A 23,193-nucleotide genomic window follows, 5' to 3' on the forward strand; every position below is an offset into this window, starting at 1 on the left:
ATAGAATATGGGAATGAAGTTCTCCCATGGTGAAAAACCGGAACTGCTTTCAAAAGAGCTGATGACTTCTGCGGTTTTGTGCAGAGTCATTAGCTCTTTTGCTGTCAAAATTTTGATTGAGGGGGTCTTATCATGAATGTACTGCTGAACTGTCTGTTTGTTGGTTGTGGCGGAATGCTGGGGGCTGTGGCGCGTTACCTCATGGGATTTTTACCGCTGAAACCGCAGAATGGCTTCCCCGCCGGGACCATGCTCATTAACGTTATCGGTGCTTTCTTCATTGGGTTGATTGCTGCGCTGGCGGGGAAGTATGGCACGCTGAATCCGCATTTGGTGCTGTTCTTAAAGGTTGGCATCTGCGGCGGATTTACAACGTTCTCTACTTTTTCACTGGAGGCGCTCGGCCTTCTGCAGAGCGGCAAGTGTTTGCTGGGGGCAGCCTATATGGTACTCAGTGTAGTGCTTTGTGTAGCAGCTGCCGCCGGTGGGCAGGTATTGGTACAGTAAAAAGAACATAGTAAAAGGACCGGACAGCCGCCATTTTGGTGAACTGTTCCGGTCCTTTTGTTTGCACATTTCTGTCACAGTACGGAGATTAGGACTTTGCGGCAGGTATTGCTTTCTTCGGTACCAGCATAACGGTTAGGCAGTGACGCGGGCACTCTTTTGCGCATAGACCGCAGCCTACGCACTTTTCAGGGTCAACCTTCGCACGGAAGTTTTCAATCGTGATAGCGCCCTTTGGGCAGACCTTCACACACTTGCCGCAGCCAATGCAGCCAACCTTGCAGACCTTGTTGGTTGCAGCGCCCTTGTCGCAGTTGCTGCAGTGATTGACAGCCTGGCGCTTTTTAGGCACCATAGTAATCAGATGGCGCGGGCAGGCTTGTGCACACATGGTGCAGCCGACGCAGCGAGTGACATCGACAGAGGCAGCACCGTTGCAAATTTTGATAGCATCATAGTTGCAGGCACGCACACAGTCGCCGATGCCTAAGCAGCCATACTGGCAGGAAGTTCCGCCGCCGGCTACGTTATTGGCAGCCGCACAGCGCTCGATGCCCTCATAGGTATCTGCTTTGGTCGTATTGTCATCATTGCCAAAGCACTGTACGCAGGCAACCTTTTCTTCGATACCGGCATCGCCAACACCCAGATAGTCACTGATTGCTTTTGCAACAGCAGCACCGCCGGGTGCGCACAGGCCGGGCTTTGCTTCACCCTTTGCCATGGCAGCCGCATAGCCGTCACAGCCGGAAAAACCGCAGGCACCGCAGTTGGCGCCGGGCAGCAGGGCTCGAATATCCTCTTCTTTCTGGTCTTTCGGCACTGCCATAAAGGTAGAGGCAACTGCCAGCATTACGCCGCAGATAAGGCCGATGATACAGACGATGAGGATGGCAAATAAAATCGCATTCGTATCCATTATTCTTTTCTGCCCCCCTTAATAACCCAGCATGCCTTTGACAACGCCGGCAAAGCCAAGGAAGGACGCTGCCACAAGGGATGCTGCAATCAGGGTGCTGGGCAGACCTTTCAGGAACTTCGGGTAGTCATTGTTCTCAATGCGCTCACGCACACCGGAGAAGATGACCATAGCCACCAGGAAGCCAACACCGGAACCAATGGCGTTTACCAGCGCCTGGGTATAATCTTCACCTTTGCTGATAACCAGCTGTGTAATACCCAAAACAGCGCAGTTGGTGGTAATCAGCGGCAGATAAATGCCCAGGGCCTTATACAGGGACGGAATGTACTTTTTCAGGATTGTTTCAATCAGCTGTACCAGTGCAGCAATGACCAGAATGAACACAACGACCTGCAGATAGTCCATGTCGTGTGGCTGCAGAATCTTGCTGTAGATAGGATAGGTAACAGCGGTTGAAATGAACATAACCACAATAACGGCAAGGCTCATGCCCACGGCTGTTTTCAGCTTCTTGGAAACACCCAGGAACGGGCAGATGCCGAGGAACTGGTTCAAAATATAGTTCTCTGTTAAAATAGCAGAGAGGAAAATAGACAGCAGTTGAATTGCGTATGCACTCATTTCGTGTCACCATCCTTTGGCTGCGTGTCGTCCTGCAGCGGCGGTACGGAACCTCTCAGAAACTTGTTCTGTGCGGAGCTGCCGTTCCGCTCACATTTTTCGGAGGGCTGCTTAGAACCGACCTCAACATGACCACAGGCAACGGCCATTGGGCAGCAGGCACAATTGATGTCCTCTACCGGCTTGCCGCCGTGATGTTCGGTGATGCGGTTTGCGACCGCCATCAACATACCGAAAACGAAGAAGCCACCGGGAGGGAGTAGGAAGATGATGATGCCAGGATACATGGATGGGGTAACCTGCATACCAAAGAAAGTACCGGAACCGATGATTTCACGAATGGTGCCCATAACCAGCAGCGTAAATGTGAAACCTAGGCCCATGCCTAAACCATCCATAATGCTTGGCAGAACCTTATGCTTGTTTGCAAAACCTTCTGCACGGCCCAGAATGATGCAGTTAACAACAATCAGGGGCAGGTAAATACCCAGGGCGTCTTTTAGTGCGGGGGAGAATGCTTCAATCAGCATCTGCACAACCGACACAAAGCCGGCAATAACTACAATGTAGCAGGGAATACGAACCTTGTCGGGAATGACGTGGCGCAGGGCGGAAATAACGGCGTTGGAGCAAACCAAAACAAACGTGGTAGCAATGCCCATGCCAATGGAGTTGCTGGCAGCGGTAGAGAGCGCCAGCGTAGAGCAGCAGCCGAGGACCAGACGCAGGACCGGGTTCTCTTTAATCAGTCCTTTTGTAAATTCATGCCAAAGACTTGTCTTTTCTTTCCCTTCTGCCATCCTCAGGCGCCTCCTTTCACAGTTTTATAATAGGTGGAAACAGCCTCATTTACTGCGGTTGTGACCGCTTTGCTGGAAATGGTCGCACCAGTCAGCGCGCTGATTTCTCCCTGACCGGCCTTGCCGTTCTTAATAACGGTGAAAGAGCCGCTGGCGGGAACCGCCTGTTTGTACTGGTCACGGAAGGATTCTTTCTTTGCGTTCAGGCCCAAGCCGGGGGTATCGCTGGTTTTCAGCAGATTGACACCGGTCACTTTGCCGTCTGCGCTGATGCCGGTCATCACTTTTACGTCGCCGCCGTAGCTGGTGCTGGTGGTCGTAAAGACATAGCCGGTAACTTTGCCGTCTTTGCTGCCTATCGCATAGGTCTTGTCACCACTAGTCTTTTTTGTAAAAGAATTTGCTGTGGGCAGCACCTGCTGTTGGCTGGCATTTTCGGTTTGCTGGTTCATCTGCAAAATTTTGTTTTTGGTTACCTGGTTTGTAACAGCCAAGGCCAATGTAACAATCAGGCAAATAAGAAATAGCACGACGATGGGTTTTACAATTTCTTTTTTAGTATCAATCTTTTCTTTCATTGCCGTGCCGCCTCCTTCTTAGTTTCTTTCGATTTGCCGAAAGCACGGGGATGCGTGCCGCGTTCAATCAGCGGGGTAAGAATATTCATAATGATAATTGAGAAGGAAACACCTTCCGGCAGGGAGCCAAAACGACGGATAATCATCGTCAGGCAGCCGCACCCAACCGCATAGATAATCTGACCTTTAAAGGTAATGGGGCTGGTGGTGTAATCAGTTGCCATGAAGATAGCGCCCAGCAGCAGGCCGCCGCACAGCAGGTCCATCAGCGGGTCGCGGCCCATCAGGAGGGACAGCAGCATGGCGGTGCCTATGTAGCACAGCGGAATGGTTGGGGTGATTACCCGGCGAATTAGCAGATAGGCAAAGCCAATCAGCAAAGCCAGTGCACAGGTTTCACCCAGGCAGCCGCCGCGGTAGCCAAGGAACAGCTGCAGGTAGTTCGAGTTATAGTGGCCGCCCTCTTTCAGCAAACCCAGCGGAGTAGCGGAAGTTGCCGCATCTGCCGCCATCGGCTTTGGCCAACTGGCCATCGGGCCAGGGAAAGAGTTCATCAGAATGATACGGGCCATCAGGGCCGGGTTCACAAAGTTTTGACCAATGCCGCCGAACATCTGCTTGACAACGACAATGGCAACAATGTCGCCGAACATCAGCATCAGCGGGTTGAGTGAAGACGGAACATTCATTGCCAGCAGAACGCCGGTGACCACGGCGGAAAGGTCACCAACCGTGTTGTCCCGCTTCATAACCTTCCGGCAGATGTATTCGCACAGCACACAGGTCAGTACGGAAATGACAAGGAGGCACAGGGCACGCCAGCCAAACAGAATGACTGAAGCAATCATGGCTGGAATCAGTGCAATGATAACATCCGCCATAATGCGCCGTGTGTTCGTCGCTGTGTGCAGGTGCGGGGAAGAGGATACAATCAGTTTCTCCATTATTTTTTAGCACCTCCTGCTTTGACGAGCGATTTGCCCAGCCGAATCGCCTGTACCAGCGGCCGGTGAGCGGGGCAGTTGTAGGCGCAGGTGCCGCATTCCATGCAGTCCATTACGTCAAATTTCTGCAGCGCCCCCACATCCTGGACTTTCACATACTCTTCCAGTTTCGTGGGTATTAAGTGCATGGGACAGCCCTGTACGCAGCGCCCGCAGCGGATGCAGGCGGTTGGCTGCGGCAGATGAGCTTCCTCTTCCGAAAGGAAAAGCAGACCATTGTTCTGCTTTTGTACGGGTGCGTCTATAGTAGCCGCAGCCATACCCATCATTGGACCGCCGATAAGGACCTTTGCCGGTGCTTTCTTGGTACCGACAAAATCCATAATGTCGTGAATGCTTGTGCCGATTGGAACAATGACATTCTTGGGGTCCTTTACTGCGCCGCCGTCAATGGTCAGACGCTTTTTCACCAGCGGCATGCCGGTCTTCAGGTAATTGGCCAGCGTAGCAATACTGGTGACGTTCATGACAATACAGCCGACATCTGCCGGCAGCTTGCCCATGGGAACGACACGGTCCGTGCAGGCTTTAATCAGCACTTTTTCAGCGCCCTGTGGGTAAGTGGCCTTCAGGGGCATTACACGGACAGTCTGGCCGTCGTTGCGGCTGTCAGTTGTCAGCAGGGTGTTCAGCTGGCTGATAACCTCCGGCTTGTTCTTTTCCACGGCAATCATTGCACGAGAGAGGCCCAGCATTTTCTTTACGGTGAAAACACCGTCCAGAACATTTGCTGTGTCTTCCAGTGCTTCGCGGTTGTCCGCGGTCAGGTAGGGTTCACACTCTGCAATGTTGACAATCAGGGTATCTACCTTTTTTCCTTCTGGAACGTTCAGCTTGACGTGCGTTGGAAAACCAGCGCCGCCAAGGCCGACCAAACCAGAATCACGTACGGCCTGCAGAAAACTCTTTAGGTCAGTGACTTCAGGGGCCTTCAGGTCAGGACAAGGCTCCATTTTTCCATCGGATTCAATGATGACTGCATCACCATAGCCGCCGTTGGACAGCTGAATCTTCTGGATTGCCTTTACCTTGCCGGAAACACTTGCGTGAATCGGCGCACTGACAAAGGCCTTGCTATCACCGATTTTCTGACCTACCGTTACCAGGTCACCGGGTTTTACCAGCGGGGAGCAGGGGGCACCCACGTGCATTTGCATGGGGATGGCTACTTCCTTTGGAGCCGGCATAACCACGGACTGCACCTGGGCGGTGTTCTTCCGGTGAGGAACCGCAGCGCCGCCGTGCGTTCGGAACGGCTTTGTTGGAAAGCTCAATTCCATAATTTTCCCTCCAATACTACATCACTTGAGTCTATATCCACTGCTCTTTTTGTGGGGCAGGAACATACAAAATGAAAAAGATGTTGTTAAAGATTGAATAAATGATGAACAGCCTGATATAATATCGCACAAAAGAGATGACTTGTAAATGCCTTTTAATAAAAATTAATAAAGAAAATAAAGCGGTTGCAGCCGATTCCGTCAGGGATGAAAACGTTCCAGCAGCGGGGCAACCGTACGCAGTACCAAGCCGGTCACAATACCGGCACCTATACCAAACAGCAAAAGCCACGGTGCATAGTAACCGATGGCTGGTGTAGTCAGCAGGGCCGCTACGCCTAGCTGGGCCATATTGTGCGTCAGTGCGCCGGCAACACCCAGCCCCAATAGACCGAAAGGCTTTTTTTTCGGCTGCAGCAGCAGCCACATAACCAATGTGCTGGCCAAACCGCCAGCGGTGCTCATAAAGAAGGCAATGGCCCCCTGTATGCTGCCGGTAAACAGACCTTTTAAAAGGGCAATACATAGCGCCGGTACCAGACCAACTGTACCGGCGGCGTACATCGTTACAATATTGGAAAGGCCCAGCTTGGCCCCGGGGGGCAGCATGGGCAGCGGCGGAATCATCGCCTCCAGCGCGGAAAGAACCAGCGCCAGTGCGGCAAGCATCCCGATAAAGGCAACGCGCCGAGTTGTCCGGGAAATACGCAGTTTATCTTTCATAACGTTTAGCCTGTGGTGCCGTCCACCTCATTTCCGCTGCTCCGAATGTGCACACTTACCCTTGCGGGCAGACATACAGCGGTCTGTCCCGCTTTTGCCAGCTTACCGGTGCGCACACAAATTTGGTCCGGACAATCCGAATGGGAAAAAGAAATTTTTCCCGGTTCCACCAGCAGCTTTACATGGTAGCTGCCGCCGATATCAACCACCTGTGCCGTCTGCTGACAGGAAAGGTCATAGGTATGTGTTACACGGCCGTTTTCCTCCACCACTGCTGTCAGTTCCTGACCGGAGGAGCGAAAGGTATTCCAGAGAAGCAGACCCACTGCCACTGCCAATATAGGCAGAATCAGCAGCAGGTCTTTCTTTTGAAACAGTTTCTTTTTCATAATTATTTCATCAGCCGATAAGAAGTGGTGTTGGTCAGCTGAAAGCGGTTTTTCAGCCCGGGGGAAACCGTTACATTTCCGGCCGTATCAATATAAATGGTTTCAGCACCGTAGCTCTTTGCCAGTGCGGAACCTTTCTCTTTGCCGAGGACAAAGCAGGCAGTGGAAAGTCCATCACTCAAAGCACCGTTTTTACAGACAATGGTTACAGAAACCAGCCCATTGCTTTCCGGTATTCCGGTTTTTGGGTTCAGCAGGTGATGATAGGTCTTTCCATTTTGAGTAAATGCTTTTTCATAGGTACCGGAAGTGGACACATATTGTCCGCCCTCCAGCGAAAGCAGGCCAACACTGCCGGCATTGCTGTCATTGGTTTTGGGGTCCCGCACGGCGACACTCCAGCCGGAGCCGTCCGGCTTGTTGCCATACAGGCCAATACTGCCGCCAGCCGCTACCACAGCCGCTTGAATTTTCTTTTTGGAGTAGGCTTCCACAACCTTGTCACAGGCAGCGCCCTTTCCAATCGAGCCGAGATCCACTCCTTCATAGTGCATCTTTAGGGAAGCTGTGTTGTCCTTGGTGTTAATACGCAGGTCCTTATAGTTGATACGCGGCAGAATGGATTTCAGTTCAGCGGCCGTGGGAACGTGCTTCTTGCCGTCAAAATCCCACAGGGCTGTCAGTGGAAGAACTGTTGGGTCAAAAGCACCGTCGGTTTGCTGTGCCAGCTTTAGGGACATCTGCAGCAGCGATATGGTGTAGCTGTCCTGTGTTTTCCATACCGTTCCGGCAGCATTGTTGAGGTTGGCGATATCGCTGTTGTCTACCCGCCAGGAGATTTTGTCCTCCAAATCGGTCACAGCCTGTGCGCCTGCTGTTGCAGCGGCCTGTGCTTCTTTGCCATAGGTTGTTTGCTGGATATAGGTGCCCATTGCGTAAGAAGTGTTGCTGTAGCTCTGTGCACGGTATCCGTAACGTGCCCATAGTACAGCCAGCACAACGACAACACCGGCCAGAATACAGCTTAGTGTGACGACGATTTTTTTTTGCTTGGACATATTCTCGTTACCTCAGTTATTTATATTAGAAAGGAATTTTCTCATTCCGGTTTGCCGCAGAGTGCGGCAAAAAAGCGAGCCAAAAATGAACATCCACATTATAGCACAACTAAAAAAATTGTCCAGAGGCCGAAAATAATACTTATGGAATCCATATATAAGTACGGGATGCTCCGGTCAGCTGACTTTTTGCTCTCACATTCCTTTTTTCGTCAAACTGTGCTATACTATTTTTTATGCAGGGCTGCCTGTACGGCAGTCTGAAAGGAGAGAAAAAATTGGCGCCGGAACTTCAGAAAGTACAGAAATACCTTGCCGGCTTTGGCTTGGCCGACCGTGTAAAAGAACTTGACCAGACCAGTGCCACGGCACAGCAGGCCGCGCAGGCACTGCAAGTGGGACCTGGCTGTATTGCAAAGACAATCTCGCTGAAAAAAGGGGACGGCTGTGTCCTGATTGTCACCAGCGGGGACCGCAAAATAGACAATGCCAAATTTAAGCACACGTTTGGCCTGCGGGCAAAGCTGCTTTCCACCAATGAGGTGCTGCCGCTTACGGGGTATCCAATTGGAAGCGTGTGCCCGTTCTGCTGCGCGGATACGGCACAAGTTTGGCTGGATGTTTCCCTGCGGCGGTTCAGCCGTGTTTATCCGGCGGCAGGAACCTCCAACTCTGTTGCAGCGCTTACTTGTGCGGAACTGGAGCGTGCCGGCCACAGCACCGGCTGGGTGGACGTCTGTAAACCAATGACACCGCGGAAAGAGGGGACAGTCCAATGAGAATGCGTGCAAAACCGTGGGCCGGTCCGGAACTGGACGCCTGCCCGTTTTTTCTGCGTAACCCACAGAGAATGAAAAATCAATGGCTGCAGTGGTTCCCGCGCCAGCAGCCGCTGCATGTGGAGCTTGGCTGCGGCAAAGGCTGGTTTTTGGCCGGACTTGCGCCGCTGCACCCAGAAATCAACTACCTCGGTATCGATATGAAGGATGCGGTCCTTGCCCCGGGCAAGAGGCTGATTGAAGAGGCTTACGACGAAAAGCCAATTGATAATCTGGTGCTTACCGCTTATGATATTTCCCGTCTGCCGAACATTATGGGCCCACAGGACCGCATTTCGCGGCTGTATATCAACTTCTGCAACCCATGGCCGCGACCACGTCACTATAAGCGCCGCCTGACACACCCGCGTCAGCTGGCCCTGTATCGGCCGCTTTTGGAACCAGATGCGGAGCTGTGGCTTAAAACAGATGATGAGCCGCTTTTTCGGGCGACACTGTGTTACCTGCAGGAGTCTCACTTTGAGGTGCTGGAACAGACACAAGACCTGCATCAATTCCCGCACCCGCAAAGCCCCATTGATGTCATGACCGAACATGAAAAGATGTTTACCGAAAAGGGTGTGCCGATTAAGGCCCTGCGAGCGCGGATGCTGCCGGACGATGATCAAACGAAAACGGCAACCAATTATTTTGGATAATCCAATCTAACAAAAACGAAGCCGGTACAGACCTGTAGAGGCCTGTATCGGCTTTGCTTTTCTATAAAGAATTATGCAGTGCGGCCAAAGCGGTCCAGCCTTGACCGCACAGAAAACAGGGAAAACTTAGTTGCAAAATTATGATTTCTTGTGGTGCCATCCGGCTCGCTGTGGTTTCTCGCTTGACAAGATTCATCATACTGGGACATATGGACAAAATAAAAACTCTAGCACTCATAGAAAGCAAATGCTAGACAAAGAGGCTTGCCCTTCCGCCATGGGTGGATTATAATAGTCTACAGTAAAAACATACGAATGGGCAGGAACTTGGGTTCCTGCCCGGGTACATTTGTACCCTAAAAAGGAGGTCTTGTAGAAATGAAGCCACTGGAACTGCTGCAGGCTGCGCAGCGGGCACGCAAAAATGCCTACACACCGTATTCCAATTTCCGCGTAGGTGCAGCGCTGCTGACCAAAGACGGCCGTGTCTTTCTTGGTGCCAATGTGGAGAACAGCTCGCTGGGGGCCACTATCTGTGCAGAACGTTCCGCACTGGTTTCCGCTGTCAGCAGCGGCGCACGCAGTTTTGAGGCCATCGCCGTAGCCGGCGCACCGGGTGGAAAAGAAGCAGCTGCTCCCTGTCCGCCCTGCGGCATTTGTCTGCAGTTTATGTCTGAGTTCTGCGGGCCGGAATTCCCTGTTTATTTGGCGGACGGGCAGGGAGGCGCACGAAAGTATATGCTGAAGGAACTGTTTCCGCATGCCTTTTTAAATACAAATATGCAAAAATGATAAACAAAAAAGCTGCCGGATATGCGTAAAACGCTGGCCCGGCAGCTTTTTCATATATTTATTATGTGGTAGCAGTTAAGATTGACCTGCAGCGGAACTGGCAGGGACGGGCAGGCGGCTGTGCTTTTCGGCCGGCATTTCCGTCAGTACAATGGCGGCGAAAATCAGCACAAATCCAATGACTGTCTGTATGGTCAGCGTTTCTCCCAGCAGCAGAATGCCGGAAAGGCAGCCGAAGACACTTTCCAGCGACATCAAAAGGGAAGCCTTGCTGGTTTCCACATACCGCTGGCAGACACTCTGCAGGCCCATGCCGATGGCCGAACTGAAGATGGAAAGGTATCCCAGCGAAAGGACCGCCTGTTGGTTCAGCGTTGGCGGCGGCTCGGTGAACGCGCCACACAGCAGTGCCAGCACGCCGCAGACTGCGAACTGAACGGTATTGACAGCCATAGGGTCGCCGGACGTAATGGCAGATGAGGTAATCATAATATGTACCGCATACAGAATGCCGCTGACAATGGACAGCCCCTCACCCAGACCCAGTCCGAAGTGTCCTCCGGCCAGGGACAGCATTCCGATACCGGTCAGACACAGCACAGCGGCAAACAAATTGACTGCACCGGGGTGTGCACGGTGCAGACCCCACGACAAAAATGGAACAATAACCACATAAATAGCAGTCAAAAATGCATTCCTTCCGGCTGTGGTGTATTTTACCCCGATGGTCTGTACCAAATAGGCGATAAACAAAATGGTACCCATGAGGATACTCAGCAACAGTGCCTTCCGGTTCATGCTTTTCAGTCGCTTATGAAACAGCAGCAGCATCAATGCCGCCGCAAAGGTGAACCGGATGCCTATCTGCCAGGAAGGCGGCATCAGATGATTGGTATCTTTTACCACCGCGAATGCCGTACCCCATAGGATGGCCGCCAACACCAGCCCCAGTTCACTCAGACGGATGCGCCGTTTTTCTTTCAAGATTTTTCCCCCTCTTAAAACATGCATACTGAAATACCTCAAATTTCCGCAGAACAGCCCCAAAAGTGGCTGAAAATGAAGTCGTTTTCAGTATAGCACAGCCTGACTGCCGCCCGCAATACCGGAGAAAGCTTTTTTGTACAAATGCAAGAATATGCAAATTCACAGAATATTCAAAGCTTCCTTCCTTTTCACACCTGACCTTGTGTGATATAATAAAGAAGTTTGCAAAAGATTGAAACGGATTAAACGGATTATATTTTTAAATAGGAGATGACCCGCTTTATGAACAAAATCGAGCAGTCTATGCTGCACGAGGGCGTCCATTTCAGAAGCGTCTGTAATACGAAGTTTAAGACTTTCCGCATATCGGTGAATTTTCTGCTTCCGCTGCAAAAGGACACGGCGGCACCCAACGCACTGCTGCCGTTCCTGCTTAGCCGCTGTTCGGAGGAGTATCCGGATTATACCCTGATGAGCCGGAAGATGGCTTCTCTGTACGGTGCCACTCTGGGCGCGGATGTAGGAAAGCTTGGCAATATGCAGATGCTGACCGTTTCTGCAGGCGGTATTGCTGACCGCTATGCCCTGCATGGGGAAAGCGTAACCGCCGAACTGACGCGTGTGCTGTGCGGCGCACTGTTTCATCCAGCTCTGCAGGACGGCCTCTTCCGGGAAGAAGATTTCCGGCAGGAACAGCGCCAGACACTGGAGCAGATTGCTTCCGAATACAGTGATAAGCGCATTTTTGCACTCAATCGCTGCGCGGAGTCCATGTGTGCCGGGGAGCCATATGGCATCAGCCGCTTTGGTACACGGGAGCAGGTGCAGGCACTGACCGGCGAGCGTGTGACACAGGCATGGAAAGATATGCTGCGTACCGCACGGGTGGAAATTCTGGTATTGGGCGATATCGACCCGGAACCAGTTGCCAAAATCTTTTCACAGGCATTTGGCTGTGTACAGCGGCAGTACAAACCACTGACATTGTCAAAGCCGATTTCTCATAACACGGAAATTTCCTATGTTATCGACCACCAGAACGTTGCACAGGGCAAAATGGTCCTCGGCATGCGGGTAGAGGTTTCTCAGCTGACACAGCCGGAACTGGTGCCGGCTGCACGTTTGATGAGCGCTCTTTACGGCGGCACCCCCAACAGCCGCCTGTTCCTCATCGTCCGCGAGAAGATGAGCCTGTGCTATTACTGCGGTGCCGGGTACAATTCCACGGCCGGACTTCTTTTTGTTCAAAGCGGCGTAGAGTTTGGCAATATGAAGAAAGCGGAGCAGGCAATCCTGGAACAGCTGAAGGCAGTGCAGGACGGCAGCTTTACTGACGCGGACATCGCAGCGGCCAAGCTGGCGCTGGAAAACGGTTACTGCACAGCGGAAGATTCTCTTGGTGCATTGGACAGTTGGTACCTTTCACAGTCCTTTATGAAAAAGGTATATACACCGGAAGAATATGCGGCACTGGTGGGTGCTGTCAGCCGTGAACAAATCATACAGGCAGCCAAGGGCGTTCGCCCGGATACGGTGTATTGCCTGAAGGGGCAGGAGGGGGAAAACCATTGAGCACAATGCAGGAAAGAAAGATTGACCGGGTAGGCGAGTCTTACTATGAGGTACGTCATGCGTCCGGTTTGCAGATATTTGTTTATCCAAAGTCGCAGAGCCACTCGACCTATGCCATTTTCGGCACCAACTACGGTTCCATTGACAACGCGTTCCGCCGTTCGGGCGAAACAGAGGTTACCCGTGTGCCAAACGGCATTGCCCACTTTCTGGAACACAAGATGTTTGAAAATGAGGACGGCGTGGATACATTTGCCCGCTATGCACAAACCGGTGCCAATGCCAACGCCTACACCAGTTTTGATAAAACCTGTTACCTGTTCTCCTGCAGTGACCATGTATATGAGTCATTGGAGATTTTACTGGACTTTGTGCAGAAACCGTATTTTACGGCCCAGACAGTGCAGAAAGAGCAGGGGATTATTGGCCAGGAAATTCAGATGTATGACGATGATCCCGGCTGGCAGGTCCTGTTCAATATGCTGGGCGCCATGTACCACACGCACCCGGTCAAGCTGGACATTGCCGGCAGTGTGGAAAGCATTGCGAAAATCACACCGGAGCTGCTGTATGAATGTTACCATACATTTTATAATCTCAATAATATGGCCCTGTGTGTGGTCGGCAATGTGGAGCCGGATAAAGTGCTGGCTTTATGTGACAAGTTGCTGAAACCAAGCCAAGATATGCAGGTGCAGCGCTATTTTGAGCCGGAGCCTCCGTCCGTCCTAAAACCGCGGGTGTGTGTGAAGGGCAGCGTTGCCAACCCGATGTTCTACTTTGGCTTTAAGGAGGACGCCGCTCACCGGCCAACGGTACAGCAGATGGCTGAAACCGAGATCTTGCTGCAGACAGTCAGCGGCGACTGCTCTCCGCTATTTCGCCGTTTGCTGGACGCTGGCCTTATTAACGAGGCGAGCTTTGACAGTGAATACTTTGAAGGCCCGGGCTATGCCAGCGTCTTGTTCAGCGGCGAATCCAAAGACGCGGACGCAGTTGCTGCGCAGATTCTGCAGGAGCTGGAACGTGTCCGTCAGGACGGGTTGGACCCAGAGCTGTTTGAGAACGCCAAGCGGTCCGTTTATGGCCGCATTATTTCCGGGTTCAACAGTGTGGAAAGCCTTGCAAATGGCATGATAGCCGACTGTTTTGCGGGCCGCAGTTTGGTAGCAGATGTAAACGCAGCGGCTGCTGTGACCAAAGCGGCGGCGGAAAAGCGGCTGCAGACACAGCTGCTGCCGCAGAATGCGGTTCTGTCCATTGTGGAGCCGTAAACTATGAGAAAAGCCCTGCCTGCCGATGCATTTTCGGCACTGGCACTGCGGGAGGAGAGAGGATAAATGATGTATCACGTTCAGTTCCCTGGACTGGGGATTTACCTGACGATACAGCGTGCCGCATTCAGTATTGGTTCATTTCATATTTACTGGTACGGGATTCTGATTGCTGCCGGGTTCCTGCTGGCAGTTTTTTACGCCATGAAAAGCGCCCGCAAGTTTGGGCTGGACCCCGACAAGTTGATGAACTGCATTCTGGTAGGCATTCTGTGTGGAATTGTCGGTGCACGCCTTTATTTTGTTCTCTTTTACCCAGGCGATATGTACCTGCGCAATCCCTCTGAGATATGGAATATTCACGACGGCGGACTGGCCATTTACGGCGGTATTATCGGGGGCCTGCTGGGCGGCTGCATCACAGCAAAAATCTGCAGGCAGAAAATCACGTCCCTGCTGGACATTGCGTCGCTCGGGTTCCTTATTGGCCAGAGTATTGGCCGCTGGGGAAACTTTATCAATCAGGAAGCGTTTGGTGTACAGACGGACTTGCCGTGGGGTATGGCGAGCGAGAACACTAGCTTTGTTACAGTACATCCATGCTTTCTCTATGAATCCATGTGGTGCCTGCTGGGTTTCATTCTGTTGCACTTTTTCAGCCGCAAGCTGCGCCGTTACGACGGACAGGTCTTCCTGTTGTACCTATTGTGGTACGGCATAGAGCGCTTCTTTGTAGAAGGCCTGCGTACAGATAGCCTGCTGCTGCCGGGAACGTTGCTGCGTGTGTCACAGGTGCTGGCGGGCACTTTGGTCATCTTCAGCATAGCCTTGCTGGTCATTTTCCGGCGCCGTACTGTTTTGACCGGTGCCGGCAGCCCACGTGTCGTAGCGCTGAACGCCATTGACGACAGCATTCCGGAGGATTTGGTAACGGATGATACGGTACAAAAACTGATAGACGGCACACAGCCTGCCACTAAACAGCAGACCGAACCGGTCAGTGAAACGGATATACCGGAACAAAAACAATAAAAATCGGGAGGCTACCACAAATGGGCAAACGGATAGACGGAAAAGCAATTTCTGCCGAAGTGCGCGCCAGGGTGAAAGAAGAGGTTACGCAGATGAAAGCGGCGGGCATTACGCCCGGCCTGGCAGTTGTGCTGGTCGGCGATGATGCCGCCTCTCATACTTATGTACGCAATAAAAAGAAAGCTTGTGTGGAAACTGGCATTTACAGTGAAGTGTACACGCTTTCTGCTGCGGCAACGCAGCAGGAGCTGATGGCACTGGTGCAGAGCCTGAATGCCCGTCCGGAAATCGACGGCATTTTGGTACAGCTGCCTCTGCCGAAGGGATTGGACGAGGATGCGGTCATCAATGCCATTGACCCCACGAAGGACGTGGACGCATTTCATCCCTCCAATGTCGGCCACATTATGATAGGTGACTATTCGTTCCTGCCCTGTACACCGGCGGGCATTATGGAGATGCTGCGCCATGAAAAGATAGACATACAGGGAAAGCGCTGTGTGGTTGTGGGCCGCAGCAACATTGTCGGCAAACCAATGGTCATGCTGCTTCTGCACGCCAACGGCACTGTTACAGTATGTCACAGCAAAACGCGGGATCTTGCGGGCATTTGCCGGCAGGCGGATATTTTGGTGGCAGCTGTCGGGAAGCCGAAGTTCATTACCCGTGAAATGGTCAAGCCCGACGCCGTAGTCATTGACGTGGGCATGGACCGGGACGAAAACGGAAAGCTTTGCGGCGATGTGGATTATGACGCCGTGGAACCGATTGCTTCTTATATTACGCCGGTGCCGGGCGGTGTCGGCCCCATGACGATTTCCATGTTGCTTCAAAATACTTTGACAGCGGCGCGCCTGCACCACGGCGTAACAACGGCCAGATAAAACGGGGGAGCAGAAAATATGTCCAAGCTCCTAGATCATATTGATTCTCCGGATGACCTAAAAAAATTGAATTTAGCGCAGCTGCAGCAGCTGTGTTCCGAGATACGGTCGGCCATTATTCATACTGTTTCCAAAAACGGCGGACATCTCGCCTCCAACCTTGGCTGTGTTGAGCTGACAGTGGCGCTGCGCCGGGTGTTCAGTTCACCGGACGATGCCATTGTTTGGGACGTTGGCCATCAGTCCTATACACACAAGCTGTTGACCGGCCGCCGGAAACAGTTCCCAACCATCCGCTGCAAAGGTGGCCTTTCCGGCTTCCCTAATCGGCAGGAAAGTAAGTGGGACACTTTTACCGCCGGACACAGCAGCACTTCTATTTCGGCCGCGTTCGGCATTGCCGAGGCAAAGGCGCTTTCCGGCAAGCCGGGGCACGTCATTGCGGTGATTGGTGACGGAGCGCTGACCGGCGGCATGGCCTATGAGGGCCTGAATAATGCCGGCCGCTTCGGTAAAAATTTTATTGTTATATTAAATGATAATAAAATGTCCATTTCCCGCAGTGTGGGTGCAATGGCACGGTATCTGGCACAAATTCGGACAAAACCAGCTTACCTGCGGGCAAAATCCCATGTAGAGGACGCACTGCAGCATATTCCCGTTATCGGCGGGCCGGTGTGTGACAGCATTACCGTGGCAAAAACCATGGTGCGTTCGGTGCTTTACAACAGCACCTTTTTTGAGGATATGGGCTTTAACTACTATGGCCCATTTGATGGGCACAACTTGCCGCAGATGATTGAAGTGCTGGAAAATGCCGGACAGATTGACCACCCGATCTTATTGCACGTTGTTACCAAAAAGGGCAGGGGATACTCTTATGCAGAGGAAAATCCGGACACCTACCACGGCGTTTCCAGTTTCAATATTCTGACGGGTAAGCCAAACGCCAAAGGCGGTGACAATTTCAGCAGTGTGTTTGGCAGCACACTGTGCAGCCTGGCGGAAAAGGACAGCCGCATTTGTGCCATTACGGCTTCCATGAAAACCGGTACTGGCCTAGAGACTTTCAGCCGGCGCTTTCCAAAGCGCTTTTTCGACACCGGCATTGCCGAGGAACATGCGGTCACCTTTTCAGGCGGCCTTGCCAGCCAGGGAATGCTGCCGGTTTTTGCGGTGTATTCTACTTTTTTACAGCGCGGATATGACCAGATTATCCATGATGTAGCGATACAGAAAGTAAAGGTCGTTTTTGGTGTGGACCGTGCAGGTATTGTCGGGGAGGATGGCGAAACGCATCAGGGCATTTTTGATGCTGCCTTTCTCAATACCATTCCCGGTATTACGATATTTTCACCTTGCTACTACGACGAACTAATCACGGACCTGCACCGCGCGCTGTATGAAGTGCCCGGCGCGGTGGCGGTGCGTTATCCGCGCGGTGCGGAACCGTTCCGTCCGGCAGATTTTCTGCGTACCGGCCGTGACTACGACCGCTATGGCCCGGCAGATGCTTCCTGTGCCATTGTTACCTATGGGCGGTTGTTTGCCAATGCCTGCCGTGCACAGCAGGCACTGCAGGAGAAAGGCATTCCCGTGGAAATCATTAAGCTTAACTGCATTAAACCGATTGCCGACGGCGCTGTACAGGCGGCAGCGGATAAACAGACGGCCTTCTTCTTCGAGGAAGGAATGCAGCAGGGCGGTATCGGTGAACATTTTCTGTACCTGCTGTTTAGCAAACAGTTTTGTGGGCATGCTTACCTGCATGGCATTCAGGATTTTGTCCCGCATGCCACGGCGGCCCAGTGTCTGCAGTCCCTGGGACTGGACGCGGACGGTATGATACAAACCATAACAACGGAGTGTAAAAATTGAGTAATAAAGTTAGGCTGGACGTTTTAATGACACAGAACGGCTTTGCGGAAAGCAGAGAAAAGGCCAAGGCCATTATCATGTCCGGAGATGTATTTATTCAGAATCAGCGGTATGATAAACCCGGTATGCTGGTGCCAGCAGACGCAAAGCTGGACGTGCGTGGCGGACCGCGCTATGTCAGCCGCGGCGGACTGAAGCTGGAAAAAGCCATGGCCTCGTTTCCGATTACATTGACGGGAAAGGTCACGATGGACATTGGGGCCTCCACTGGCGGCTTTACGGACTGCATGCTGCAAAACGGTGCCAGCCGTGTTTATTCTGTGGATGTTGGCTATGGGCAGCTTGCGTGGAAACTGCGTACGGACTCTCGTGTAGTGAATCTGGAACGCACCAATGTGCGCTATCTGACACACGAACAGGTGCCGGAGCAGGTGGACTTTTTCAGCGTGGACGTAGCTTTTATCTCTCTGCGGCTGGTTTTGCCGGTTGCCCACGGCTTTTTGAAGGACGGCGGACAGGCTGTATGCCTGATTAAACCGCAGTTCGAGGCCGGCCGGGAAAAGGTGGGGAAGAAAGGTGTTGTGCGTGACCCGGCAGTTCATGAGGAGGTCATTGCAAACATTACGGATTTTGTCCTGCACAACGGTTTTTCCGTGCGGGGCCTTACTTATTCGCCGGTGCGCGGGCCGGAGGGGAACATTGAGTACTTACTCTATTTGCAGAAAGCGGACACACCTTCTTCGGTGCCGCTGGATATTCCCGCACTGGTTGCTGAGTCACATCGTGTACTGAATGGTGGTGGAAAGAAATGATTATCGCTCTGCTGCCCAATCTAAGAAAAGCGCATGCTCCGCGCTGCACACATGAAATTATCAAATGCCTGCATGAGCTGGGTGCAAAAATATATATGCGTGCTTCTGACCGGCAGCAGGCCTATGACGCGGACCGCTGGGTTGACGATTTTCAGGAGCTGCTAGGTTCCTGCAGCGCAGCCATTGCGGTCGGCGGCGACGGCACCATCATTCATGAAGCGCGGCATACCGCTATTGCGGGCAGGCCGATTCTTGGTGTCAACACTGGCCGGCTCGGTTTTGTGGCTGGGCTGGAACCAAATGAACTGGGCCTGTTAAAAAATCTGGTGCGGGGCAATTATACACTGGAAAACCGCCTGATGCTGCGTGCCCGGTTTGAGACGGACGGCGTTACCCGCCAAACAGACGCTTTAAATGATGTTGTGATTGCCCGTGGTACGCGCTCAAAGATTATTGATTTTGAAGTTGGTTTTAACGACAATGAAATGACACACTACCGGGCAGACGGCCTCATTTTTGCAACACCGACCGGCAGCACCGCCTATTCGCTTTCTGCAGGCGGTCCAGTATTGGACCCGGGCGTCAGTGCCTTTCTGCTGACACCCATCTGTTCCCTTTCGCTGGCAAGCCGTCCGGTGGTTTTCAGTCCGGACGCCTGCCTGACTGTAAAGACTTTTTCCGCAGCAGAGGAGCAAAACTACCTGACGGTGGACGGCGACGACGCCATTCCGCTGCAGGCGGGCCAGCAGGTAATAGTCAGTCGTTCCCCCTATACAGCACAGTTTATTAAGCTGAAGCAAAATCATTTTTACGAAGTTGTCAATAAAAAACTGATAGAGAGGAGGACCTAATATGAAGGCACGCCGCCATGCGAAAATTTTGGAACTAATCAGCCAATATGATATCGATACGCAGGAGGAGCTTCTGCGCCGTCTGCGTGACACCGGATTTGAGGTGACACAGGCCACCGTTTCCCGCGATATTAAAGAGCTGCGTCTGGTGAAGACGCTGTCGACGGACGGACAGTATCGGTATTCCACCGGCAAAGAGGACAATCGGGATATTTCCTCCAAATTTTACTCGCTGCTGCAGGATTCTGCTACATCTATCAACTGTACCGGGAACCTTGTTGTTATCAAATCGGTTTCCGGTATGGCACAGGCTATTTGCGCTGCAATGGACACCATGCACTGGGAAGCAGTGGTCGGTACGCTCGCCGGTGATGATACCATTTTTGTTGCTGTGCGCAGTGAGCACGCCGCCCAGCAGTTTGCGGCAGAACTCACCAGAATGATGGGGTGATTCCATGCTGGATGAACTGTATATTGAAAATATCGCCGTGATTGAAAAAGCAACGATTGATTTCGGTCCCGGTTTTAATGTTCTCACCGGTGAAACCGGCGCGGGCAAATCCATCATCATTGACGCCATTCATGCGGTGCTGGGCCAGCGGACTTCACGGGAACTGGTGCGTGCCGGTGCGAAGGGCGCCTTTGTCAGTGCGAGTTTTTCCGGCCTGACACCACAGGTTTTGCAGATACTGGACCAGCTCGGCTTTTCACCGGAGGAAGACGGCACTCTTCTGCTGCAGCGGCAGATACGCGAAGACGGGCGCACGGTGTGCCACATTGGCAGCCGGCCTGCCTCTGTCGCAGCGCTGCGGCAGCTGGGGGCACAGCTGATAAATATTCATGGCCAGCATGAAAGTTATGGCTTGCTTTCGCCGGATAACCATCTGCGTTATTTGGACCGCATGGGCGTGCCGGAAACACTGCTGCAAAAGTACCGTGGGGCTTACCGCCAATGGAAGCAGGTGCAAAAGCAGCTGACGGCGCTGGATGTAGATGAAGCTGAAAAAGTTCGCTTAACGGATCTATTGACCTATCAGATAAACGAGCTGGAAAAGGCAAACATCAAGCCCGGGGAAATACAGGATTTGCAAAACCGCCACAAACGTATTCGTTCCGGCGGAAAAATCACTGCGTCCCTGCAAAAAGCAGTGCAGATACTGGATGGTGACGGCGAGATGCCGGGTGCCTGTGCGGCGGTACAGGAGGCGTCACGCCACTTAGCAGACGCCGCCGAGCTGCTGCCGGAACTAAGCGGCTTGTCCGGCCGGCTGGAAAGCCTTGGATACGACTTGCAGGACTGCATGGAGGAAATTCGCAGCCAGTGCGAGACGGATGCTTATGACCCGCAGGAGCTGGAGGAGATTGAGACACGGCTGGATGTGTACTATCATTTGTCGCTAAAGTACGGCAAAACAGAAAAAGAAATGCTGCAGTTTTTGCAGAAGTGCCGCCAGCAGCTAAGTTCCATTCAGCACAGCGGGGAAGAAATGCAGCGCCTGCAGAAAGAGAATGACGCTGCCGAAAAACAGGTCCGCACGCTGGGCCGGCAGCTTTCGTCCAGCCGCCGCAAAGCCGCCGCTGGATTTTCGGAACAAGTGCGGCGGGAGCTTACCTATCTCGATATGCCGGGCGTCATTTTTACCGTACAGCAGACACCCTGTGTGCCAAGCCCCAGTGGCTGTGATGATGTGCAGTTCCTCATTTCCGCCAACCCGGGTGAACCCGCGCGGCCGTTGGCAAAGATTGCTTCCGGCGGTGAATTGTCGCGTATTTTGCTGGCGATACAGTCGGTCCTTTCCGGCAGGGACAGCGTTGGAACCCTCATCTTTGATGAGGTAGACACCGGCGTTTCCGGCAGTGCGGCCCAGAAAATCGGCCAAAAGTTGCGTCAGACAGCGCGCGGACGTCAGGTGCTGTGTGTCACGCATTTGCCGCAGATTGCGGCATTAGGGGACCGACAGTATAAAATTGAGAAACATACTGAAAAGGGACGTACTTATACACAGGTAACTCTTTTGGATCACAAGGGCCGCCGGCAGGAACTGGCACGCATTATCGGCGGTACGCAGATTACACCGCTGACACTGCAGAATGCCGAGGAAATGCTGCAGCTGGCCGTCAAAGATACCGGCTGCTGACACCGCATGGCGGCTTTCACCTTGACATCTGTGTTTAAAATCACTATAATATAATTTGAATAGCTGTGAAGGGAAATGAAGTAAGCGGGAAAAGATGCCTGCAGAGAGCCGGCGGCTGGTGTGAGCCGGTGCTCTTTTCCGCCCAAATTACATCCTGGAGCTGCCCGCCGAAAGCGTTTTGCCGTGTAAGCCGGGCCGTGTGCGCACGTTACCGCGCGGAGGTATCTTTTATTTGCTTGTCCTATAAAATGTACCCGTAAGGCCGTCTTCGTGAGGGGACGGTGAACTGAGGTGGTACCGCGGAATTTCCGCCCTCTGCAGATTTTATGTGCAGAGGGCTTTTTTGCAGCCTTCTGCCAGATATTCAGGAGGTATTTTTGTATGAAAGTGTACGAGGATTTAAAGGCGCGCGGCCTTATTGCGCAGGTAACAGACGAGGAGGCCGTGCGTGACCTGCTCGACAACCACAAGTGTACATTCTATATCGGCTTTGACCCCACCGCGGACAGTCTGCACGTTGGGCATTTTGTTACCGTTATGACCATGTCCCGCCTGCAAAAAGCCGGGCATACACCCATTGCGCTGTTTGGCGGCGGCACCGGCATGATTGGTGACCCGACCGGCAAAACGGATATGCGCAAAATGCTGACACGTGAAGAAATTGACCATAATGTGGAGTGCTTCCGCAAACAGATGGCACCGTTGGTTGATTTTTCAGACGGCAAGGCTATTATGGCAAACAACGCCGACTGGCTGCTGAGCCTTAACTATATTCAGTTTATGCGGGAAATCGGTGTTCATTTTTCCGTGAACCGTATGCTGGCAGCCGAGTGTTACAAGCAGCGGCTGGAGCGCGGACTGACCTTCTTTGAAATGAACTATATGCTGATGCAGGGCTATGATTTTCTGCAGTTGAACCGCCGTTACGGCTGTGTGCTGGAGGTCGGCGGTGATGACCAGTGGAGTAATATTATCGGTGGCGTCAATCTGATTCGCTGCAAAGAGAATCGGCCGGCTTACGGCCTGACACTGGGCCTTCTGACAAACAGTGAGGGCAAAAAGATGGGCAAAACCGAAAAGGGCGCCGTGTGGCTGGACCCCGCAAAGACCAGTCCCTTCGATTTTTACCAGTACTGGCGCAATATCGGTGATGCAGACGTGGAACGCTGCCTGAAGTTCCTCACGTTCCTGCCGGTGGAGGAAATCGAAGACCTGACAAACTGTGAGGGCAGTGCACTGAATAAGGCGAAGGAAGTTCTTGCTTATGAGGTGACAAAGTCCATTCACGGCATAGAGGAAGCAGACAAGGCCCGTGAAGGCGCGCGTGCGCTGTTTGGCGGCGGTGTCAATACCGACAATATGCCCACCAGTACACTGACGGCCGCTGACCTGACAGATGGTTCCATTGGTGTGCTGGACCTGCTGGTTAAAACAAAGTTGGTTTCCAGCAAGAGTGAGGGCCGGCGTTTGGTTCAGCAGGGCGGCTTGACTTTGAACGACAGCAAGGTGAAGGACCCTGCGGCCGTGTTGACTGCCGCTGATTTTCCGAATGGTGCAGCTATTATTCGGAAGGGTAAAAAAGCATATCACAAAGTTCTGCTTAAATAAAAAGGA

The 23,193-nt window shown here is 52.6% G+C and carries 24 protein-coding genes, 1 riboswitch and 1 other annotated feature; of the genes, 14 read left to right on the top strand and 10 right to left on the bottom strand.

The genetic code is table 11. The features are described from left to right. A riboswitch (Fluoride riboswitch) is annotated at nt 1–78 on the top strand. Nucleotides 79–132: 54 nt separating this feature from the next. Then, the gene (crcB, locus tag GJQ69_RS04315) at nt 133–507 is read left to right on the top strand and encodes a fluoride efflux transporter CrcB (protein ID WP_338031367.1); all 375 of its coding nucleotides are present in this window, start codon (nt 133–135) and stop codon (nt 505–507) included. Between the two features lie 88 nt (nt 508–595). Here crcB and GJQ69_RS04320 read toward each other — a convergent pair whose 3' ends face one another. The 9 genes from GJQ69_RS04320 to GJQ69_RS04360 form a co-directional block, all read right to left on the bottom strand. Beyond that, entirely contained in the window at nt 596–1,426 is an 831-nt protein-coding gene (locus GJQ69_RS04320; protein WP_086035903.1) for an RnfABCDGE type electron transport complex subunit B, read from the bottom strand. Between the two features lie 18 nt (nt 1,427–1,444). Continuing rightward, nucleotides 1,445–2,050: an electron transport complex protein RnfA gene (locus tag GJQ69_RS04325; RefSeq protein ID WP_174193065.1), complete on the bottom strand. Its 606-nt coding sequence runs from the start codon at nt 2,048–2,050 to the stop codon at nt 1,445–1,447. Beyond that, nucleotides 2,047–2,850 (bottom strand): electron transport complex subunit RsxE, encoded by an 804-nt coding sequence (gene rsxE, locus GJQ69_RS04330; RefSeq protein ID WP_174193067.1) that lies wholly within the window; start codon nt 2,848–2,850, stop codon nt 2,047–2,049. The genes GJQ69_RS04325 and rsxE overlap by 4 nt, the downstream gene beginning before the upstream one ends. A gap of 2 nt (nt 2,851–2,852) precedes the next feature. After that, nucleotides 2,853–3,428, bottom strand: coding sequence for an RnfABCDGE type electron transport complex subunit G (locus tag GJQ69_RS04335; RefSeq protein WP_086035901.1), 576 nt, complete (start codon nt 3,426–3,428; stop codon nt 2,853–2,855). After that, nucleotides 3,425–4,372, bottom strand: coding sequence for an RnfABCDGE type electron transport complex subunit D (locus GJQ69_RS04340; RefSeq protein ID WP_086035900.1), 948 nt, complete (start codon nt 4,370–4,372; stop codon nt 3,425–3,427). Before GJQ69_RS04340 ends, GJQ69_RS04335 begins: the two co-directional genes overlap by 4 nt. After that, the gene (gene rsxC / locus GJQ69_RS04345; protein ID WP_086035899.1) at nt 4,372–5,712 is read right to left on the bottom strand and encodes an electron transport complex subunit RsxC; all 1,341 of its coding nucleotides are present in this window, start codon (nt 5,710–5,712) and stop codon (nt 4,372–4,374) included. The genes GJQ69_RS04340 and rsxC overlap by 1 nt, the downstream gene beginning before the upstream one ends. Nucleotides 5,713–5,913: 201 nt before the next feature. Further along, nucleotides 5,914–6,435 (bottom strand): Gx transporter family protein, encoded by a 522-nt coding sequence (locus GJQ69_RS04350; protein ID WP_086035898.1) that lies wholly within the window; start codon nt 6,433–6,435, stop codon nt 5,914–5,916. Between the two features lie 5 nt (nt 6,436–6,440). Continuing rightward, on the bottom strand, nt 6,441–6,824 hold the full coding sequence (locus GJQ69_RS04355; protein WP_086035897.1) for a NusG domain II-containing protein: 384 nt from the start codon (nt 6,822–6,824) through the stop codon (nt 6,441–6,443). Nucleotides 6,825–6,826: 2 nt separating this feature from the next. Continuing rightward, the gene (locus GJQ69_RS04360) at nt 6,827–7,882 is read right to left on the bottom strand and encodes an FAD:protein FMN transferase (protein ID WP_086035896.1); all 1,056 of its coding nucleotides are present in this window, start codon (nt 7,880–7,882) and stop codon (nt 6,827–6,829) included. 278 nt (nt 7,883–8,160) lie between these two features. On the opposite strand from GJQ69_RS04360, the gene GJQ69_RS04365 reads away from it, so the two are divergent. From GJQ69_RS04365 to cdd, 3 genes are all read left to right on the top strand, one after another. Next, nucleotides 8,161–8,661, top strand: a complete 501-nt coding sequence (locus tag GJQ69_RS04365) for a YbaK/EbsC family protein (RefSeq protein WP_236849736.1) — start codon at nt 8,161–8,163, stop codon at nt 8,659–8,661. Further along, nucleotides 8,658–9,359: a tRNA (guanosine(46)-N7)-methyltransferase TrmB gene (gene trmB, locus GJQ69_RS04370; RefSeq protein ID WP_086035894.1), complete on the top strand. Its 702-nt coding sequence runs from the start codon at nt 8,658–8,660 to the stop codon at nt 9,357–9,359. Before GJQ69_RS04365 ends, trmB begins: the two co-directional genes overlap by 4 nt. A 378-nt stretch (nt 9,360–9,737) precedes the next feature. Continuing rightward, nucleotides 9,738–10,151 carry a cytidine deaminase gene (gene cdd, locus GJQ69_RS04375; protein ID WP_086035893.1) on the top strand — a complete coding sequence of 138 codons (414 nt, stop codon included), beginning with the start codon at nt 9,738–9,740 and terminating at the stop codon, nt 10,149–10,151. A 75-nt stretch (nt 10,152–10,226) separates the two neighbouring features. On the opposite strand, the gene GJQ69_RS04380 is transcribed toward cdd, so the two are convergent. Then, a complete protein-coding gene (locus tag GJQ69_RS04380; RefSeq protein ID WP_174193071.1) occupies nt 10,227–11,135 on the bottom strand; it encodes a DMT family transporter in 909 nt (302 codons plus the stop codon). 285 nt (nt 11,136–11,420) lie between these two features. Here GJQ69_RS04380 and yfmF point away from each other — a divergent pair, with 285 nt between their 5' ends. The 10 genes from yfmF (at nt 11,421) to tyrS (ending at nt 23,187) form a co-directional block, all read left to right on the top strand. Beyond that, complete coding sequence (yfmF, locus tag GJQ69_RS04385; RefSeq protein ID WP_157658942.1) at nt 11,421–12,710, top strand: EF-P 5-aminopentanol modification-associated protein YfmF; 1,290 nt, start codon at nt 11,421–11,423, stop codon at nt 12,708–12,710. A 5-nt stretch (nt 12,711–12,715) separates the two neighbouring features. Further along, nucleotides 12,716–13,984 carry an EF-P 5-aminopentanol modification-associated protein YfmH gene (gene yfmH / locus GJQ69_RS04390; protein ID WP_086036855.1) on the top strand — a complete coding sequence of 423 codons (1,269 nt, stop codon included), beginning with the start codon at nt 12,716–12,718 and terminating at the stop codon, nt 13,982–13,984. 66 nt (nt 13,985–14,050) lie between these two features. Further along, nucleotides 14,051–15,016, top strand: coding sequence for a prolipoprotein diacylglyceryl transferase (lgt, locus tag GJQ69_RS04395; protein WP_236849737.1), 966 nt, complete (start codon nt 14,051–14,053; stop codon nt 15,014–15,016). A 20-nt stretch (nt 15,017–15,036) separates the two neighbouring features. Continuing rightward, a complete protein-coding gene (gene folD / locus GJQ69_RS04400) occupies nt 15,037–15,900 on the top strand; it encodes a bifunctional methylenetetrahydrofolate dehydrogenase/methenyltetrahydrofolate cyclohydrolase FolD (RefSeq protein ID WP_086035890.1) in 864 nt (287 codons plus the stop codon). A gap of 18 nt (nt 15,901–15,918) precedes the next feature. After that, nucleotides 15,919–17,778 carry a 1-deoxy-D-xylulose-5-phosphate synthase gene (gene dxs, locus GJQ69_RS04405; protein ID WP_174193074.1) on the top strand — a complete coding sequence of 620 codons (1,860 nt, stop codon included), beginning with the start codon at nt 15,919–15,921 and terminating at the stop codon, nt 17,776–17,778. Continuing rightward, nucleotides 17,775–18,590 (top strand): TlyA family RNA methyltransferase, encoded by an 816-nt coding sequence (locus tag GJQ69_RS04410; RefSeq protein ID WP_086035888.1) that lies wholly within the window; start codon nt 17,775–17,777, stop codon nt 18,588–18,590. The genes dxs and GJQ69_RS04410 overlap by 4 nt, the downstream gene beginning before the upstream one ends. After that, a complete protein-coding gene (locus GJQ69_RS04415; RefSeq protein WP_086035887.1) occupies nt 18,587–19,441 on the top strand; it encodes an NAD(+)/NADH kinase in 855 nt (284 codons plus the stop codon). The genes GJQ69_RS04410 and GJQ69_RS04415 overlap by 4 nt, the downstream gene beginning before the upstream one ends. 1 nt (nt 19,442) lies before the next feature. Next, nucleotides 19,443–19,892 carry an arginine repressor gene (locus GJQ69_RS04420; protein ID WP_086035886.1) on the top strand — a complete coding sequence of 150 codons (450 nt, stop codon included), beginning with the start codon at nt 19,443–19,445 and terminating at the stop codon, nt 19,890–19,892. 4 nt (nt 19,893–19,896) lie between these two features. Then, nucleotides 19,897–21,579 (top strand): DNA repair protein RecN, encoded by a 1,683-nt coding sequence (gene recN / locus GJQ69_RS04425; RefSeq protein ID WP_174193082.1) that lies wholly within the window; start codon nt 19,897–19,899, stop codon nt 21,577–21,579. Nucleotides 21,580–21,635: 56 nt separating this feature from the next. After that, nucleotides 21,636–21,898 (top strand) — a binding site (T-box leader). A 62-nt stretch (nt 21,899–21,960) separates the two neighbouring features. Next, nucleotides 21,961–23,187: a tyrosine--tRNA ligase gene (gene tyrS, locus GJQ69_RS04430; RefSeq protein WP_174193084.1), complete on the top strand. Its 1,227-nt coding sequence runs from the start codon at nt 21,961–21,963 to the stop codon at nt 23,185–23,187. Nucleotides 23,188–23,193 lie beyond the last annotated feature (6 nt).

It is taken from the genome of Caproicibacterium lactatifermentans (assembly GCF_013315815.1).
GTDB classification, from domain to species: Bacteria; Bacillota; Clostridia; order Oscillospirales; family Acutalibacteraceae; genus Caproicibacterium; species Caproicibacterium lactatifermentans.

Coding starts and splice junctions, on each gene's coding strand:
- crcB (WP_338031367.1), top strand. CDS start 133: ATGAATGTACTGCTGAACTGTCTGTTTGTTGGTTGTGGCGGAATGCTG.
- GJQ69_RS04320 (WP_086035903.1), bottom strand. CDS start 1,426: ATGGATACGAATGCGATTTTATTTGCCATCCTCATCGTCTGTATCATC.
- GJQ69_RS04350 (WP_086035898.1), bottom strand. CDS start 6,435: ATGAAAGATAAACTGCGTATTTCCCGGACAACTCGGCGCGTTGCCTTT.
- cdd (WP_086035893.1), top strand. CDS start 9,738: ATGAAGCCACTGGAACTGCTGCAGGCTGCGCAGCGGGCACGCAAAAAT.
- trmB (WP_086035894.1), top strand. CDS start 8,658: ATGAGAATGCGTGCAAAACCGTGGGCCGGTCCGGAACTGGACGCCTGC.
- rsxE (WP_174193067.1), bottom strand. CDS start 2,850: ATGGCAGAAGGGAAAGAAAAGACAAGTCTTTGGCATGAATTTACAAAA.
- GJQ69_RS04360 (WP_086035896.1), bottom strand. CDS start 7,882: ATGTCCAAGCAAAAAAAAATCGTCGTCACACTAAGCTGTATTCTGGCC.
- recN (WP_174193082.1), top strand. CDS start 19,897: ATGCTGGATGAACTGTATATTGAAAATATCGCCGTGATTGAAAAAGCA.
- dxs (WP_174193074.1), top strand. CDS start 15,919: ATGTCCAAGCTCCTAGATCATATTGATTCTCCGGATGACCTAAAAAAA.
- GJQ69_RS04420 (WP_086035886.1), top strand. CDS start 19,443: ATGAAGGCACGCCGCCATGCGAAAATTTTGGAACTAATCAGCCAATAT.
- GJQ69_RS04325 (WP_174193065.1), bottom strand. CDS start 2,050: ATGAGTGCATACGCAATTCAACTGCTGTCTATTTTCCTCTCTGCTATT.
- GJQ69_RS04340 (WP_086035900.1), bottom strand. CDS start 4,372: ATGGAGAAACTGATTGTATCCTCTTCCCCGCACCTGCACACAGCGACG.
- lgt (WP_236849737.1), top strand. CDS start 14,051: ATGATGTATCACGTTCAGTTCCCTGGACTGGGGATTTACCTGACGATA.
- GJQ69_RS04355 (WP_086035897.1), bottom strand. CDS start 6,824: ATGAAAAAGAAACTGTTTCAAAAGAAAGACCTGCTGCTGATTCTGCCT.
- yfmF (WP_157658942.1), top strand. CDS start 11,421: ATGAACAAAATCGAGCAGTCTATGCTGCACGAGGGCGTCCATTTCAGA.
- rsxC (WP_086035899.1), bottom strand. CDS start 5,712: ATGGAATTGAGCTTTCCAACAAAGCCGTTCCGAACGCACGGCGGCGCT.
- folD (WP_086035890.1), top strand. CDS start 15,037: ATGGGCAAACGGATAGACGGAAAAGCAATTTCTGCCGAAGTGCGCGCC.
- tyrS (WP_174193084.1), top strand. CDS start 21,961: ATGAAAGTGTACGAGGATTTAAAGGCGCGCGGCCTTATTGCGCAGGTA.
- yfmH (WP_086036855.1), top strand. CDS start 12,716: ATGCAGGAAAGAAAGATTGACCGGGTAGGCGAGTCTTACTATGAGGTA.
- GJQ69_RS04335 (WP_086035901.1), bottom strand. CDS start 3,428: ATGAAAGAAAAGATTGATACTAAAAAAGAAATTGTAAAACCCATCGTC.
- GJQ69_RS04415 (WP_086035887.1), top strand. CDS start 18,587: ATGATTATCGCTCTGCTGCCCAATCTAAGAAAAGCGCATGCTCCGCGC.